Below are 16371 nucleotides of genomic sequence, written 5' to 3'. Positions count from 1 at the left end.
ACTCGCCGCCTAGCTCAAGCTGCTTGAGGATCACAACGATCTCTACCTGCCCTTCACCACTACCAGCTCTCCAACTCAAAAACAGCTGGCCCCAAGGCTCCTTCTTCAAGGTCGAGCAGTACGCCATGGCCGGCATCCGCAGTCGCGACAAGTACGGAGTTTCCGTCGTAACCAAGCAGCTTGGGCGCACATTCACTGACTGCCTCAACGGTAGACCGATAAACCCCCTTGCGCTCCGAGTCCTGAAAAATAATGTCCAATAACTCGCCGGCAGTCCGGTGGACAAGTGTGCGGCGGACTGCTTCGGCGAACGTTGCGACATCAGCAAACCTTTGAACGGTCACTGCACCGGCTTTGCGTGCCGTAGCGTAGGCATCGAGAGCAGCTTCTCTTCTGGATTCGCCCTCGTCAAATTCGTGCAGATCGAGTAAATGCCCGCTCATGACGTCAGCCAAATCACTTTTGATCCGCTTCGATTCGATTGACCACGCAATTCGTGCGCCGACACCCTTACGGACCATAGTCCACCTTCGCTTTGTCGTTCACAACTCGGACCCGCCCCAGCGGGTCCAACCGCTCCGGCACTTTAGCCGCGCCCGCTTCCCAGTGCGGACCATGCCCCACAACGCGATCAGTCGTCTGGTCGGTCACAACCATTTTTCGCGTACCACCCCCAGCAGCAGGCACCTCATATACAAGTTGTCGGCCAGCATGTGTGGAGAGTTGACTCACAGGTTGTTGGCTTGTGGGGATGCCCGCTTCCCGCATTGCCTGCCGACGTGCAGCCCGCGATGTAAATGCGGCTTCTCCGGCTAACCCCTTTGCGGCCAGTTCACCAGCGCTCTTTAGACGCAAGCCCACTCCGAAGATCGCCACCGCCTTGGTCACTGGCAAGACGCTCTCGATGATGAACTGGTCGAAGTTCTCGAGGGCTTGCTCCTTCGTTCGGATGGATTGCTCGAGTTCAATGGCCCGCTGGCAGTCGTTACGGACGATGCTACAGCTGGATGTAAATCTATTCAGTGCTAGCCGCGGCGGCGGTCCAAGCACACTAAAGAATTGGACCGGTTCCGAAGTCGATTCAGTTTCGGTATTAATCTGAATGGAAGTACAGAACGGTCCTGAGAATGCACAGGGACTACTGAACTTGAGCTTTTTCTGTTCGTGCTCCTGCTTCTTTGAGTCGCCCGACGACGGGCTAAGTCCGGTCGGGTCAGTAAACGCGAGCGCATTGTTCAGCACATAGCTGTACCGATTGAAGGCCTGCCCATTCTGCGGGTCCGGAATCGTGGGGTCGGCGCTCGTATGCTTTCCGAGGATCGGGTCATACAGGCGCGCGTTCATGTGCACCAGGCCCAACTGGTCTAGGTGCTCATGGCCTGTATAGCCGCTGTTGTCCTGGTTGTTGGCGATCGTACCCAGGCTGCCCCAACTGTCGTCATTGCCATTGGTCTGACGGCGGCGCCCCCAGGCGTCATAGCTCATTCGCTGCAGTACGGTGCCGTCGCCATCCACCACGCCCAGCACCGAGCCAAGGTGGTCCTTCAGATGCAGGCGCACGGTGCTCGAACCTGCAGCCGCGAGGTCCACGGACGTGCCGGCCAACCGCTCCTCAAGGTAACCCAATCCCATCGGCAGCTGCGTTCGCACGATCGTGAGGTTCTGCGCCGCCTCGATCTGCTTCTCCTGCGCGCCAGCGTAGTAGATGCTTGTGCTGACACCGCCCGGCGCACCGCCAGACATCGGCTGCACCGTTTGCAAACGACGCTCCTGATCGGGGCCATACACAAATGACGTCCGCTCAACCGCCACTCCGCCCGACAGCCGCTCGATGGTCCGTGGCACATCGCCGGCCGTCCATGTGTAGGCACGGTTCAGCCCCAGCAGGAGGTTGCCGTTGTCGTCGTAGCCAAAGCTCGGGTTCTGGATACCAGCAACTGTCCCCGAGATGCTCGTGACGGCGTGCGGCCTCACGCTCCCAGCGCCTGAGACGGGGTAGGTGTAGCCACCGACATTGCTCTTGGACGACAGGTTCCCAATCTCGTCGTAACGAGTGCTGCTCACCACCCCGTTGATCGTCGCGTCCTCCAGGCGGTTGAGCGCGTCATAGGTGAAGTTCTCCTGCAGCAGTCCGCCCTGCTCGTTCATCTGCGCGCGGTAGCGCAAGTTGCCGATCACGTCGTAGAGGTAAACGTCGTTTTGATGTGTGGGATTCGGCGCACCAAGCCGCGTCGGTGTACCTGTAATCACGCTGCTCATACGCCCGGTGAATGCCGAGTACCCCGTGTGCTGAATCAGGCCACCGGCAAGAAACTCCTGCGTGTCATGGCCTTCCGCGTCGCGCGCGATGGCCTGCCACACCGTAGTGTTCAGACCCAGTGCGTTGACGCTGACGGCCGCCGCATGGCCACGTTCGTTGTAGTGGATGCCGATCGTGCTCGTCGCACCGCCGGTAGCCCCTCGCGCTGAACGTCGATACACCGAGCCCGCAGCACGGCCGAGACTGTCGTAGCGATAGGTCTCTTGATAATCCCCGTCGAGCTGGAAGAGTTGGCTTTCCGCGCGGCCCTTCGTGTCGTAAGTGAACAGACGTCGCGCATCCTTGGCCCCGTTGGTCCAGTTGTACGACTCGGCCAGCTTTCCGATCCCGTTGGCCGCTGTGTCGAACACCCAGCGGCTGTCCTGATCGGGTGCCAGGCGCCTCGTCTGACGATTCAGGTCGTCAAACTCGAACGTCGTTTCCTGTCCCTTGGCGTCCCTCTGCCAGTAGGTCCGGCCGAGCGGATCGACCGCGTATTGCCAATTGCCCAGATCAGGATCGCGCAATCCGGTCTTGCGACCCAAGCGATCGAGTGTGACGTCGATCACGTTGGCCTTGGCATCCGTTACCTGCTTCAGGTGGCCGAAGCCGTCGTAGCCATATCGCGTCGTGCGATTGAGCGCATCGGTTACGCGAAGTACCTTGCCCAGTGCGTTCGCCACACGCGTGGTCGTCTGCTGCCTGGCATCTAGCTGCGAGATCTCTAGCCCGTTGTAGGTGAAGGTCGTCGTCGCTTCGACGCCGTTGTCGTCCGGTGCGCGCAGCGCAATTACGCGTCCAATCGCATCGCGGTCGCGGTGGGTCCAGACCGGCGCCTGACCCGCGAAGTACGGACGACTCAAGGACTTCAGATATCCGTTGATGTCGTACCGGTTCTCTGTCAGCAGTTCGGCACCGGAGAAGCCCCAGGTCCGCGTCAGGACCTTGCGGCCTAACGCGTCGAATAGTTCCTCCACGGGGACGGTAGTTTGCTGAGTTCCCATCCACTGCTGCACCACGGTCGCGGAGGTCGCGCGGTTCATGCAGCCCGACACGCAGGATCGATACGCCCAGGTCGTGGCACTTCCGTCGGGCCTCGTTTCGCGCTGCTTGCGGCCCCAGGCGTCATAGACCCACTGAGTCTGCAACTGGTTCGCATCGACGTGCAGAACGGGCTGACCATGTGCCGGATCGAATTGACGTCGCTCCAGATGCCCCTTGGCATTGGTCGTCGCCTCGACGAAACGTCCCACGGCGTCGTACTCCGCCGTTTCCACGACGAGCGATCGGTCCGACGAAGCACCGGGAGCTCGCCAAGTCTCCGTCTTGGACGAAACCCCGCCGTGGACAGGGTGTCGCCCCAACTCCGTCACCTTCCGGAGCTCGGGTGCGTCGGGCTCCACCGTCTCTTTCCAGACCTCGCCTGTGGCGTTGTACTCAAGTGCTTTGGTGCGGGTCACCGCCTGCGCGCCAGGGGCCGTAGCGGTGATCGATTCGGTCCGCATCAGCCCCATCAACCAACGGTCCTCCAGCACGTCGAAGGTTCTGCTCGTCGTGGTCACGTAGCTCGCGCCGGGTTCAAGCGCGGAGGTCGCCGTCTGCGTCAGCGACGTCACATTGCCCCAAGCATCGATACCGCCAACAGGAATCTCCAGCGAGCGCGTCAGCATCGCGGCGCCGTTGAGGTCTTTCGTCGTCTGGGTGGTCGATCGCTGGAAGACATGCTTTGTCGCGCCACCAGAGGTCGTCGTCATCGACTCCCAGAGTGTGGTGCTCGAAGACATCTGCACACCGTTGGTCTGCGTCACCGTCTCCGTGAGCAATTGGCCGATGGTCGGGAAGTCCTGGCTATAGACGCTGCGCGTCTTCAGGCCTTTAAGAGGGTCCAGCCGCTCGACCGCCGCGAAGCCCAGCGCCCCGCGTCCGGTCAACTCGGTCCGCATACCTTCATAGCGATAGGTCGTGACCGAAGCGCCACCTTGTCCGTTGCCGATCTCCAGCCGCCTCACGATCGGCGCGCCAGTCTGGACGTTGCGCTTCGGGTATCCGGGTTCGGAGCCCTGTGCGTGAACGGCAGCGTCGTTCACAGCGCCATAGCTGAAGGTTGACGTCTGACCGGCGCCATTCGTGACCGAGGTCATCAAGTCCGGCACCTGGGCCGATCCCGCCAGGTAGACCGCCCAGGTCTTCGCGTCCGGGTTGTACTCCGCGAGGTCCATCCGACCGTCGCCGTTGAAATCCCCATAGACCAGGGTCGGATGCTGCAAGGTGAACGTGCGACTCTCGCAGCGCAGTTGCCCCGCGGCGATGCGACACAGGCGGCCGTTTGCGCCCACGCCCAGCAGTTCGGGCCGACCATCACCGTCGATGTCAGCCACGGTGCTGAAGGCGTGTTCGTCGGGGGTTGCGCCGTTGGTGTGATCGCGGCAGTCGACGCCACCCGCCCCGTTGCCGTAGCAAATCTTGAGCACCGTCGCGTGCTGAAGGGCGCTCAGTGCGAAGTCGGTGATGCCGTCGCCGTTGAAGTCACCCGTCATCGACGCACCTTGCCCGGCGAACCCGGTGTCTAGGCCAAGCCCGTCGAGCACCGTACGACACCCGTCGCCACTGGCGCTGCACATCTGGAAACTGTTATCTGGTGGCAGTTCCCACAGGCGTGCGCAGGCCGGGTTGTAGTAGGTCGAGATCAGCGTGTCAGTCTTGCCGTCCCCGTTGAAATCACCCATGAACGGCCGCCAGCGCGTCAGGCTGATCGTGCACGCCGTCTCTGATGAAGGCTCGAAGTAGCGATACGCGTAGCGGTCGAAGAATGCGCCCCCCGCACCGCCACCGTACCCGCAGGTGAAGGTCGCGCCATTCGACAAACACGCGCCCGTGCCTCGCGCGACGACATCGTCTCGCCCGTCGCCGTTCACATCTGCAACGACATAGTTGTAGCTGGCGCCCAACGCTGGAAGAGTCGTAGGTGCTGGCGGAACCGGGAAGACGGTGGACGCCTGGCAAGTGAAGCCGGCGCCAGTCGACAGGCAAAGGGTAGAGCCATCGCTGCCCGTCGAGGGGCGCAGCAGGTCAATACGCCCGTCACCGTTGTAGTCCCCTGGAATCACACCCGACAAAGGGCTCTCCGGACCGGTCCAGGTCGAGCAGGAGAACGCCGCTCCCGTCGAGAGGCAGACTTGCCAGGAGGTTCCTCCCAAGTGCTGGATCAGATCGCTACGACCGTCGCCGTTGACGTCGACGGCCGCCATCACCTCTAGCAGTTTCGACAAACCTCGCTGCGCCGGATTTTTGTAGAGCACCTCCGGACCGCCTTGCCAGACGCCGCCGCTGAAGACGTTGTCCGCCTCGCTGCGCTTGGAATACTGGAAGGTCGTTGCGGGCAGGCATTCCGCCGCACCGCAGTCGGTGACCGACTGGACAAGGCTCAATCCCGTGGTCGTGCTCGTCGTGTGGCCGATCGACCAGCGTCGAGCGAGCGTTCCGCCGGAGCCGTCGGCGGCAATGCCGGTCCAGGTGGACAGGCCGCTGAGCCGCTTCGTGATCACGGTGCGCGCGCCGGCCAGATAGGCGAATGAGGGATCCGGACGGTCGACCGTGTCGTACTCGAAGCGGAGCGCCGCATACGGTGCGAACGCAGATCCGTTTCCGGTGTAGCGGATCGCCTTGGGGAGGTGCTCGCCAGTCGAGCTGTCCTTGAAATAGTCGTAGGCGATGTAGTTGCCACGTCGATCCTCTTCCCGGCTCAGCGCCCAGAACAGGGCCTTGCCCGCAGAGCCCGGCGTTTCGACGAACGAATCCGCAGTTGTGCCGAAGTACTGGATGTCGCCCGACTTCAACTCTACTTTCCACGAGTCTGGCCCGCGGTCGGGATCGCTGCCAGAGGAGGTCACGCGCGCGAAGTGGTCGATCTCGGTCCGGTAGGTCGCGGTCGCGCCCTCCACCCCGCTGATCGCGATCAGACGCTCACCATCCAGGCAGTAATGTGCTTTGCTGTCAAGGCGCGCGCGGTTGCGCTCGCCGTCAGTAGCAATGGTTGCCGCGCAACGCGTGATGCGCGACTGGCCGCTCACCGTCCATCCGAGGCCGGACAGCCCTTCCTTGGCCTGGCTGTCGTAGTGCAAGGTCACGCTCGGCACCTGTCCCGCAGTACCCGGGGGCAGCGCGATGGGTAGGTCGTAGGTGGCGGATCCGTTCACCGAGACCGCGGCTTGGCCTGCCGCCGTGCCGGTGATCCCGCCGGACAGGTTCGGCGGAACGATGTTGACCGCCACCGGATCGGCGTACGACACCACGACCGCCACCGGCGCGGAGGTCGTTTGACGGCCCTCCGTGTCAGTCGCCCTGGCGGAAACGAGATAGGTCCCAGCGGGACGATCCGTCCAAGCGAACTGGTAGGGCGGCGCCGTGACCGTCGCGACGACGCCTGCGCCCGACAGGAACTCGACCGTCTGGATTCCAGCGTCATCAGTCGCGGTGGCGGCAAGCGCGATCGTGGCCGAAGGACCTTGATGGATTGCGCCAGATTTCGGAGCCGTCAATGTGACGTTCGGTGGCGCGTTGACCCGTACGGAGATTTCCCCGGATAGGGTGGATCCGCCGACGTTGTCGAAGGCCCGGACTGCCAGCCGATGCATGCCGGGCGCTGCAGAGGACCAGTCCCACACAAATGGCGGTGAATTGACACGACCGGCTACTTGTCCATCGATCAAGAACTCGACGGATGCAATGCTGCCGTCGGCGTCGCTGGCCGCGGCCGAAAGTCGCCAAGGCGTCGAGTTGTCCGCCAGTACGGCCCCCGCCGCCGGCGCCGTCAGAGCCACAGTAGGCAAAGCGTTGACGGTCACGGTGACGCTCGCGGAGTCGCGAACGCCGCCGTCGTTGTCCACCGCACGAGCCACGATCGAATGACTGCCTGCGCCAACGCCATTCCACGTCATGGCGAACGGCGCCGAACTGCTGGAGCCAACATGCACGCCATTTGCATAGAACTCCACCCGCTGCACCCCCCCGTCGCCGTCGGAGGCAGTGGCTGCCAACGGGATCGAGGCCGGCACGCCAGCGAAGGCCTGATTGCTGGACGGCGATGTCAGTGCCACGGCGGGCAAGGCATTGATGCGGAAGCTGACTAGTGCTGAATCCGCCGTGGCGCCGTCGCGATCAACGACTCGCGCGATGAACGTGTATGAACCTGCACCCAGGCCGTTCCAGACAGTGTCGTACGGCGCGGTTGAGGCACTGCCGATCAGTGTTCCCCCTGACAGGAAGTCCACCCGGGAGACGCCTGAGTCGCTATCCGAGGCGGATGCCGTGAGTCGCACGGGCCCGCTGTTCGCCGCGATGACGGCGCCATTTGCGGGCCCGGTCACCGTCGTCGACGGTAACGCATTCACCCGCACGAACACGCCGGCGGAGTCCCTATAGGCGCCATCGGTGTCCACAGCACGCGCCATCAGCATGTAGCCATTGGCTGGCTGATCGCTCAAAGTGATCGCGTAGGGAGCGGAGGTGCTTGTGCCGACATGCGCGCCATCTCGATAGAACTCGACTCGCTGGATGCCGCCGTCAGCATCGCTCGCGGCTGCAGTCAAGGAGAAGGTCGCCTTCGGTCCAGCGAACACCTGGTTGTTGGCAGGTCCCGTCAGCGACACCTGCGGCAAAGCATTGACCCGGAAGCGCACAGCGCCCGAAGTCGACACGCCGCCGTCCGTATCAACTGCGCGGGCGAGCACGTCATAGGTTCCCGGCGCCACGCCGGACCAGACGAACTCGAATGGCGCGGAGGACGCCGTTCCGATGTGCCCACCCGCAGTGGTGAAGTACTCGACGCGCGCGATGCCGGCTGAATCGCCGTCCGAAGCCGTGGCAGCAAACCGGATCGACCCGCTCGGTCCCGCCACGACAGTGCCGTTGGACGGCGACGTCATGGCTACCGTCGGTGGCGCATTCACGCGCACGGTCGTCGTCGGCGACTCCGACCACGCGCCGTCGAAATCGTAGGCCCGGGCCTTGAGTTGATGAACGCCAATGCCGACGTTGGGAATTGAGAACGCGTACGAGGACGGTGAGACCGACAAGGGCGTGGTGTTACCCACGTGCCCACCGTTCAGATAGATCTCGATACGCTGGACGCCGAAGTCGTCCGAGATCGAGCCGGCAACAGCAACTTCGACTGGCCCCTGGGCATAGACCTGGCCTTGGCCAGGTACCGAGATGCCGACGTTGGGGGCGGCGTTGATCCGGACCTGGATCGGCGACGACATCGTCGTGCGCCCGCCCGCGTCGTAAACCTTGCCTCGGAAAGTGTAGACGCCCGGCGCCAACCCGCTTTGCGCGAAGGTCGCGTCCGCGCGCTTCGTGTTGGGAGAAAACTCCTGCACGGCCACGGGCACATCATTGCGATGCAACTCGACCCGATAGATCAGTTGCAGCGTGTTCTGCGACTCCTCCAAACCAAGGACCTTGACCTGGAAGCTGCCGCCGGTGGGGACCACAGGACCGCCAGGCGTCGAGATGCTGGCGCTGGGCCAGGAGCAAATCGTCTCGCGTCCGTCCTTGTAGCAACCGGCTTGCGCTTCACCGATGGTGCCGGCGAGCATCGCTACGGCGACAAAAGCGTTCCAAAGCGCGGCCATGCAGCCGCCCGACCAGACGGCCGCCCTGATTCGAAGCATTCTTGATCTCTCCCTGCCGGCATCGTGGTGGACACGGCGCCGCCCTCGTCATGGGAGACCTCGCACGTGGGTCTCTCCGCAAAACCATACAGCTTAAAGCAGGCTCTCCCGGCGCTCGAGCGCGAAAACCATGATCTGTTGTTTTGCGGGCCAAGTACCCCCATAGGGAGGCTCTGGTGATCCGTCCGCATCGCTCACGCCATGCGCTGAGGCGCGGGGCTACCCGCAAGCCTTCGATTTGTCGATGCAGACGCCCACCAATGCCCTCGCCAAGCCGCTTATCACCGAGTTGTCACACCCTCGCCCCCGCCCGTCGCCCGTCCCTTAAACTCGCCCGCGCCCACGACAACGCCATCCCGCCCATGAAGAGCTCCAAGTCCGCCCGCCCGTCATCGAAGGTGACGCTGGGCATGGTGGCCGAAGCCAGCGGGGTCTCGCCGAGCACCGTCTCGCGCATCCTCAACGGCACCGCCGTCGTCAGCCAGGAAAAGAAGGACGCCGTCGACCGCGCCATCGCGGAACTCGGCTTCGTTCCCAATCCCATCGCGCGCGTGCTGGCCGGCGGGCGCTCGCTCAGCGTCGGCGTCGTCACGCAGGCGATCGACAGCCCCTACTACGGCGTCGCGCTGCGCGGCATCGAGGAGGTGCTCGACGCCGCCGGCTTCGTGCCGCTCTTCGCCAGCGGCCACTGGAATGCCAAGGAAGAGCAGCGCTGCATCGACACGCTGCGCTCGCGCCGCGTCGACGGGATCATCGTGCTCACCGGCCGCCTCAGCGACGAGTCGCTGCGCAAGCTGGCGAAAGAGCTGCCGGTGGTCGTGACCGGCCGCAGCCTGAAGGCGCCCAGCCTGCATGCGCTGAACTTCAATGACTTCGAGGGCGCGCGCCTGGCGACGCATCATCTGCTGTCGCTGGGCCATCGCAAGATCGCGTTCATCGCCGGCGACCCCGTCCACCCCGACGCGCAGGAGCGCCTGAGGGGCTATCGCGCCGCGCTCGAGGCGGCGGGCGTCAAGTACAAGCCGGCGCTGGTGCTGCCCGGCCTGTTCCACGAGGACAGCGGCGTGATGGCCGCCGAGCGCCTGATCGACAGCCGCGAGCCCTTCACCGCGATCTTCGCGGCCAACGACCAGATGGCCTTCGGCGCCTCGCTGGCGTTGTACCGCCGCGGGCTGCGGGTGCCGGAGGACGTCTCCATCGTCGGCTTCGACGACCTGGCAGGGGCCGCGCACTGCATCCCGCCGCTGACGACCATCCACCAGGCCGGCCTCGAGCTGGGACGCTGCGCTGCGCAGGCGCTGCTGGAGCTGCTGGCCGACAAGACGCCGACGACGCAGCTTCCGGAGCCGCGATTGATCATTCGATCGTCCACGCGGGCGGTCTGAGCGGAGCGCGGCCTCGACCCCGAGGCGCAAGCGGGCGGATGAGCGGACTGCGTGAGGACGCTGGCCCTCACCCCTGCCCTCTCCCGCAAGCGGGAGAGGGAGTCATGCTCATGCCCTTCCTACGCCCTCCCGCTTGCGGGCAGGGGCGAGGCGAAGCCGACTCACTAGCGATAACCCTGGTACTTTCCCGCTCTGACGACCGATATCATGAAAGCGCTTTCATAACGACACCAACGACGGAGACACAAAGCATGCGGCAGTGGGCCCAATGGCTATCCACGGCGACATTGACCCTGGCCCTGATCCAGGCGGGGTCAGGCGTTGCCGCGCAGCCGGCCAGCGCGACCGCCACGCCCGCGCCCGCGCCCACGACAACCACGCTCACCGTCGCCGCGTTCCCCGCCATCGACGAGATCGTCCGGTCCGCCCTGCCCGCCTGGAAGCAGCTGCATCCCGACATCGAGGTGAAGATCGTGAGCCGCGAGCTCAACGACCACCACACCGCGATGACGACGGCGCTCTCGACCGCGAAGGGCCTGCCGGACGTGATGGCGCTGGAGATCGGCTACCTCGGCCGATTCGCGCAGGGCACCGGGCTCGAGGACCTGTCCCGTCCGCCCTATGAGCTCGGCCGCGAGCGCGCGCGCTTCGTCGGCTACGCCTTCGACCAGGCGACGACCCCGGCCGGCGCCGTGCTGGCCGTCCCCACCGACATCGGCCCCGGCACCCTGCTCTACCGCGCCGACCTGCTGGCCCGCGCCGGCCTCAAGGAGGCCGACCTGACACGGAGCTGGGAGGGCTACGTCGCCGCCGGCGTGAAGATCAAGGCCTCGACCGGCGCCTACCTGATGGCGCATGCGCGCGACATGAAGGACATCCTCATCCGCACCGGCCTGCAAGCGGGCGAGGGCCTCTACTTCGACAAGGACTCGCGGCCGCTGGTGACCTCGCCGCGTTTCGTCCGCGCCTTCGAGCTGGCGCGCGCCGTGCGCCGCCGGCAGCTCGACGCCAAGGTCACCGCCTGGTCCTCCGACTGGACCGAGGGCTTCAAGCGCGGCGGCATCGCCACGCAGATGTCCGGCGCCTGGCTGGCCGGGCACCTGAACACCTGGCTCGCGCCCGGCACGCGCGGCAAGTGGCGCGCGGCGCAGCTGCCCGAGGGCGCCTTCGCCGCCTACGGCGGCACCTTCTTCGCGATGGCCCGCCATGGCGACGCCGCCCGCAAGCCGATGGCCTACGCCTTCATCCGCTTCATGACGATGAACCGCGCGCAGCAGCTCGCGGCCTTCAAGGCGCAGGACGCCTTCCCCGCGCTGGTCGATGCGCAGCAGGACGCCTTCTACGACCAGCCGCTGCCTTTCCTCGGCGGCCAGGTCGCCCGCCGCGACTGGCGCGATGCCGCCAGCCACATCCGCGCCTTCCCGGTCCACAAGCAGGACGCCTTCGCCCGCGAGGTCATCGACACCGAGCTCGACAAGGTCCTGGACCGCGGCAAGGACATCGCCACCGCGCTCGCCGATGCGCAGCGGCTGCTCCAGCAACGCGCGCGACGCTGACACGGAACGACGACGATGCACTTCCGACTCCCGCCGGCCCTGCGCCTCTCGCCCCGCTACGCGCCCTACGCGCTGCTGGCGCCCTTCCTGCTGCTGTTCGTGGTCTTCGGGTTGTTCCCGCTGCTGTTCTCGCTCTACCTGGCCTTCCACAGCTGGGAGCCCACCAGCGGCCTGGGCGCGATGCACTGGGTCGGGCTGGACAACTTCGCCTTCGCGCTGCAGGACGAGTGGTTCTGGAAGTCCATGCGCAACACCGCCTGGCTGGCGATCGCCTCGGGCGTTCCGCAGCACCTGGTCGCGATCCCGCTCGCCACCTTCCTGCACATCGCCTTCAAGCGCTGGCGCAATCCGATGGTCGGGGCCTACTTCCTGCCCTACATCACCTCCTCGGTCGCGATCGCGATCCTGTTCAGCTCGCTGTTCTCGACCGACTACGGCCTGATCAACCTCGCCATCGCGACGCTGCGCGAGATTCCGCTGCTGGGCCAGCTGATGCCGCAGGCGGCGGTGGACTGGCTCAACGATCCCGACGCCCTCAAGCCCGCCATCTCGACCATCGTCTTCTGGCGCTACGTCGGCTTCAACGTCGTGCTCTACCTGGCCGCGCTGCAGACCATCCCGCCCGATCTCTACGAGGCCGCGACCATGGACGGCGCCAGCCGCCTGCAGCAGTTCTTCCACATCACGCTGCCCAGCCTGCGCCCGATGATCTTCTTCGGCGTGACGCTGAGCGTCATCGGCGGTCTGCAGCTGTTCGAGGAACCCTTCATCCTCACCGGCGGCAAGGGCGGCTCCGACCAGGCCGGCATGAGCGCCGCGGTCTACCTCTACCGCAACGCCTTCGACTTCAACGATTTCGGCGCCGCCAGCGCGATGTCCTGGCTGCTGTTCTTCATCGTGGCCGCGCTGACGTGGCTGACGAACCGCGCCTTCCGGCGCAAGGACGACTGAGGACGCCGCGCCATGAGCACCACGATGCCTGCCTCCCTCGACGCCACCGCACCGCGCGCCGCGCAGCCGCCGCGCATGACCGCCTGGGCCGCCTACCTGCTGGTGGGCGCCGGGGCGCTGATCATGCTGGCGCCCTTCTATTTCATGTTCGTCTTCGCGACGCACTCGCGCACCGAGATCTTCAGCCTGCCGCCGCCGATGTGGTTCGGCAACGACTTCCTGAACAACGTCGACATCCTCACCAAACGCCTGCCCTTCTGGCGCAACCTCGGCCTGAGCCTCTACGTGGGCCTGTGCAACACCGGCCTGACGCTGCTGTTCTGCTCGATGGGCGGCTACGCCTTCGCGATGTACGAGTTCCGCTTCAAGAAGGCGCTCTTCGGCCTGGTTATGGGCACGATGCTGCTGCCCAGCTTCATGAACATGATCCCCAGCTTCATGATCATGGACCTGCTGGGCTGGATCGATCAGCCGCGCGCGCTCTACATCCCCGGCGCGGCCAGCGCCTTCGGCATCTTCCTGATGCGCCAGTTCATCACCTCGGCCGTGCCGCGCGAGCTCGTCGAGGCCGCCCGCATGGACGGCTGCGGCGAGCTCGGCATCTACGCCCGCATCGTGCTGCCGCTGCTCAAGCCGGCGCTCGGGACGCTCGGCCTGATCACCTTCATCTCGTCCTGGAACAACTTCATCGGGCCGCTGGTCGTCATGCGCTCGCCCGACATGTACACGCTGCCGCTGGCACTGCGGTCGCTGCAGAGCCCCGTCGACACCGAATGGGGCGCGCTGATGGCGGGTTCCGCCATCGCGACGCTGCCGCTGATCGTGCTCTTCGTCCTGTGCTCACGGCAGCTCATCTCGGGCCTGACCGTCGGCGCGGTGAAGTGACGCGCCACGCCTCGCACCTCATCGCACGCGCCTTCAGCCTCTCGCCTTCCGCCCTCCAACAACCATAAGCACGCCTGCTCCGATGTCATCCTCCACCCTGCCGACCGCCTCCGCCAAGCGCTTCCCTGACGACTTCGTCTGGGGCGTGGCCACCAGCGCCTTCCAGATCGAGGGCGCCCATGACGCCGACGGCAAGGGCCCGTCCATCTGGGACAGCTTCTGCCGCCAGCCCGGCGTGATCGCCGACGGCAGCAGCGGCGACGTCGCCTGCGAGCACTACGCGCGCTGGGAGCAGGACCTGGACATGATCCGGGACCTGGGCGTCGAGGCCTATCGCTTCTCGGTGTCCTGGCCGCGCGTGCGCCCCACCGGCGACGGCGAATGGAACGAAGCCGGCCTGGCCTTCTACGAGCGGCTCGTCGACGGCCTGCTGGCGCGCGGCCTCAAGCCCTATCTGACGCTGAACCACTGGGACCTGCCGCAGGCGCTGCAGGACATCGGCGGCTGGGGCAACCGCGCCACCGTCGAACGCTTCGTCGAGTACGCCGTGGGCATCGCGAAGCGGCTGGGCCACAAGGTGGTCTCCATCGCCACGCACAACGAGCCCTGGGTGGTCGCGCAGCTCGGCCACGAGACCGGCGTCTTCGCACCCGGCCTCAAGGATCGCCGCCTGGCCGCGCAGGTCTCGCATCACCTGCTGCTCAGCCACGGCCTGGCCGTGACCGCGATGCGCGAGCTGCAGCTCAAGGCCTCGCTCGGCATCGTGCTGAACATGGCCCCGATGTATCCCGCCACCGACTCCGATGCGGACCGCGCCAAGGCCCGGCTCGAGGACGGCAAGCTGCGCCGCTGGTACATGGACCCGCTGTTCAACGGCCACTATCCCCAGGACGTGATCGAGCACCTGGGCGATGACGCGCCGCACGTCGAGGCCGGCGACATGGACCGCATCCGCGTGCCCATCGACTTCGTCGGCATCAACTACTACTCGCGCGGCATGGCCAGCGCGGACAACAGCTTCGACCCGAAGACCGGCGGCCTGGAGCTCACCGACATGGGCTGGGAGGTCTACCCGCAGGGCCTGACCGACCTGCTGGTCTCGGTGCACCGCGACTACCCGGCGGCCAAGCGCCTGTACGTGACCGAGAACGGCGGCGCCTTCCCCGATCCGGTGGGCGCCGACGGCCGCGTGCATGACGCCGACCGCACCCGCTACCTGGACACGCACATCGCCGCCGTCGGCGACGCGATCGCGCAGGGCGTGCCCATGGGCGGCTACATGGTGTGGAGCCTGATGGACAACTTCGAGTGGGCCTCGGGCTACGAGAAGCGCTTCGGCATCGTGCATGTGGATTACACGACGCAGCGGCGCACGCCCAAGGACAGCGCGCTCGCCTACCGCGACTTCGTGTTGGCGCGGCGCGCGGCGCGCCAGGCTTGATCGGGAGCACCGTCATGGGACAAGTCACGCTGCGCGGCATCCGCAAGCGCTACGGCGATCACGAGGTGATCCAGGGCATCGACCTGGACGTGCGGGACGGCGAGTTCATGGTCTTCGTCGGCCCGTCGGGCTGCGGCAAGAGCACGACGCTGCGCATGATCGCGGGCCTGGAGGAGATCAGCGGCGGCGACCTGCTAATCGACGGCACCCGCGCCAACGACCTGCGCCCCGCCGACCGCGGCGCGGCGATGGTGTTCCAGAGCTACGCGCTCTACCCGCACATGACGGTGGCCGAGAACATGGGCTTCGCGCTGAAGATGGCCGGCGTCGGCCGCGCCGAGCGCGACGAGCAGGTGCGCCGCACCGCCGAGGTCCTGCGCATCACCGACCTGCTGCAGCGCACGCCCCGGCAGCTCTCCGGCGGCCAGCGCCAGCGCGTGGCCATCGGCCGCGCGATCGTGCGCAAGCCCAAGGTGTTCCTGTTCGACGAGCCGCTGTCCAACCTGGACGCCGCGCTGCGCGTGGACATGCGCATCGAGCTCACCCGGCTGCATCAGCAGCTCGGCACGACCATGATCTACGTCACCCACGACCAGGTCGAGGCGATGACGATGGGCGACCGCATCGCGGTCTTCAACAAGGGCCGCATCGAGCAGCTCGGCGCGCCGATGGACCTCTACCGCCATCCGGCCAATGCCTTCGTCGCCGGCTTCCTCGGCGCGCCGCGGATCAACTTCATCGAACGCCCGGCCGCGCACGCGCCCGGCGCGGCGCGGCGGCTGTGGGATTCGCTCGGCGGCGCCGCGCGTCCGGCGGCGGCCCGCCTGGGCCTGCGGCCCGAGCACCTGCAGCTCGCCGCCGGCCACGACGAAGCCGCGGTGCCGGCGACCGTCGTGCTGGCGGAGCACCTGGGCGACGTGTCCATCCTGCACCTGCGCGTGGACGGCATCCCCGAGCTGCTCACCGCCAAGCTGCCCGCCGGCGCGGCCGCGCTGCACGACGGCGACAGCGTCCGCCTGGTCGCCGGCGCCGGGCACGCCCTGGCTTTCGACGCCGAGTCCCGCGCGCTGGACGCGCGCCCCGCCGTCCCCGTCGCGGCCTGAAAGCGCCACGCCACCCGGCGTCCGCCCGGCCGCCGCGGCCGCCCCATTTCGCAGTACCCCGCGCCCGGTGTGGCGCGGAC

8 protein-coding genes are annotated in these 16371 nt (G+C 66.2%); 6 read left to right on the top strand and 2 right to left on the bottom strand.

Annotated elements, in window-relative coordinates; translation table 11 throughout:
- Positions 1-59: 59 nt before the first annotated feature.
- A complete protein-coding gene (locus FHT37_RS22725; protein ID WP_183484884.1) occupies positions 60-521 on the bottom strand; it encodes a hypothetical protein in 462 nt (153 codons plus the stop codon).
- A complete protein-coding gene (locus FHT37_RS22720; protein ID WP_183484881.1) occupies positions 511-8970 on the bottom strand; it encodes an Ig-like domain-containing protein in 8460 nt (2819 codons plus the stop codon). Before FHT37_RS22720 ends, FHT37_RS22725 begins: the two co-directional genes overlap by 11 nt.
- A gap of 362 nt (positions 8971-9332) precedes the next feature.
- Between FHT37_RS22720 and FHT37_RS22715 the strand changes: the two genes are divergently transcribed.
- The 6 genes from FHT37_RS22715 to FHT37_RS22690 all read left to right on the top strand — a co-directional run bounded on the left by FHT37_RS22715 (position 9333) and on the right by FHT37_RS22690 (position 16291).
- A complete protein-coding gene (locus FHT37_RS22715) occupies positions 9333-10355 on the top strand; it encodes a LacI family DNA-binding transcriptional regulator (protein ID WP_091720842.1) in 1023 nt (340 codons plus the stop codon).
- Between the two features lie 251 nt (positions 10356-10606).
- Complete coding sequence (locus FHT37_RS22710; RefSeq protein ID WP_183484879.1) at positions 10607-11911, top strand: ABC transporter substrate-binding protein; 1305 nt, start codon at positions 10607-10609, stop codon at positions 11909-11911.
- A gap of 15 nt (positions 11912-11926) precedes the next feature.
- Entirely contained in the window at positions 11927-12862 is a 936-nt protein-coding gene (locus FHT37_RS22705) for a carbohydrate ABC transporter permease (RefSeq protein ID WP_183484876.1), read from the top strand.
- 24 nt (positions 12863-12886) lie between these two features.
- Positions 12887-13747: a carbohydrate ABC transporter permease gene (locus FHT37_RS22700; protein ID WP_255489918.1), complete on the top strand. Its 861-nt coding sequence runs from the start codon at positions 12887-12889 to the stop codon at positions 13745-13747.
- An 82-nt stretch (positions 13748-13829) separates the two neighbouring features.
- Positions 13830-15188, top strand: coding sequence for a GH1 family beta-glucosidase (locus FHT37_RS22695; protein ID WP_183484873.1), 1359 nt, complete (start codon positions 13830-13832; stop codon positions 15186-15188).
- Positions 15189-15202: 14 nt separating this feature from the next.
- A complete protein-coding gene (locus FHT37_RS22690; RefSeq protein WP_183484870.1) occupies positions 15203-16291 on the top strand; it encodes an ABC transporter ATP-binding protein in 1089 nt (362 codons plus the stop codon).
- Positions 16292-16371 lie beyond the last annotated feature (80 nt).

Origin of the sequence: Mitsuaria sp. BK037, from assembly GCF_014193045.1 — a bacterium.
Taxonomy (GTDB): domain Bacteria; phylum Pseudomonadota; class Gammaproteobacteria; order Burkholderiales; family Burkholderiaceae_C; genus Roseateles.
Note: the sequence above shows the minus strand (reverse complement) of the source record. Positions and strands in the feature narration are given on the sequence as shown.

Bases quoted from the DNA above. Each gene is read 5' to 3' on its own strand.
- FHT37_RS22715 (WP_091720842.1), top strand. From the start codon at position 9,333: ATGAAGAGCTCCAAGTCCGCCCGCCCGTCATCGAAGGTGACGCTGGGC.
- FHT37_RS22710 (WP_183484879.1), top strand. From the start codon at position 10,607: ATGCGGCAGTGGGCCCAATGGCTATCCACGGCGACATTGACCCTGGCC.
- FHT37_RS22690 (WP_183484870.1), top strand. From the start codon at position 15,203: ATGGGACAAGTCACGCTGCGCGGCATCCGCAAGCGCTACGGCGATCAC.
- FHT37_RS22720 (WP_183484881.1), bottom strand. From the start codon at position 8,970: ATGCTTCGAATCAGGGCGGCCGTCTGGTCGGGCGGCTGCATGGCCGCG.
- FHT37_RS22700 (WP_255489918.1), top strand. From the start codon at position 12,887: ATGCCTGCCTCCCTCGACGCCACCGCACCGCGCGCCGCGCAGCCGCCG.
- FHT37_RS22725 (WP_183484884.1), bottom strand. From the start codon at position 521: ATGGTCCGTAAGGGTGTCGGCGCACGAATTGCGTGGTCAATCGAATCG.
- FHT37_RS22705 (WP_183484876.1), top strand. From the start codon at position 11,927: ATGCACTTCCGACTCCCGCCGGCCCTGCGCCTCTCGCCCCGCTACGCG.
- FHT37_RS22695 (WP_183484873.1), top strand. From the start codon at position 13,830: ATGTCATCCTCCACCCTGCCGACCGCCTCCGCCAAGCGCTTCCCTGAC.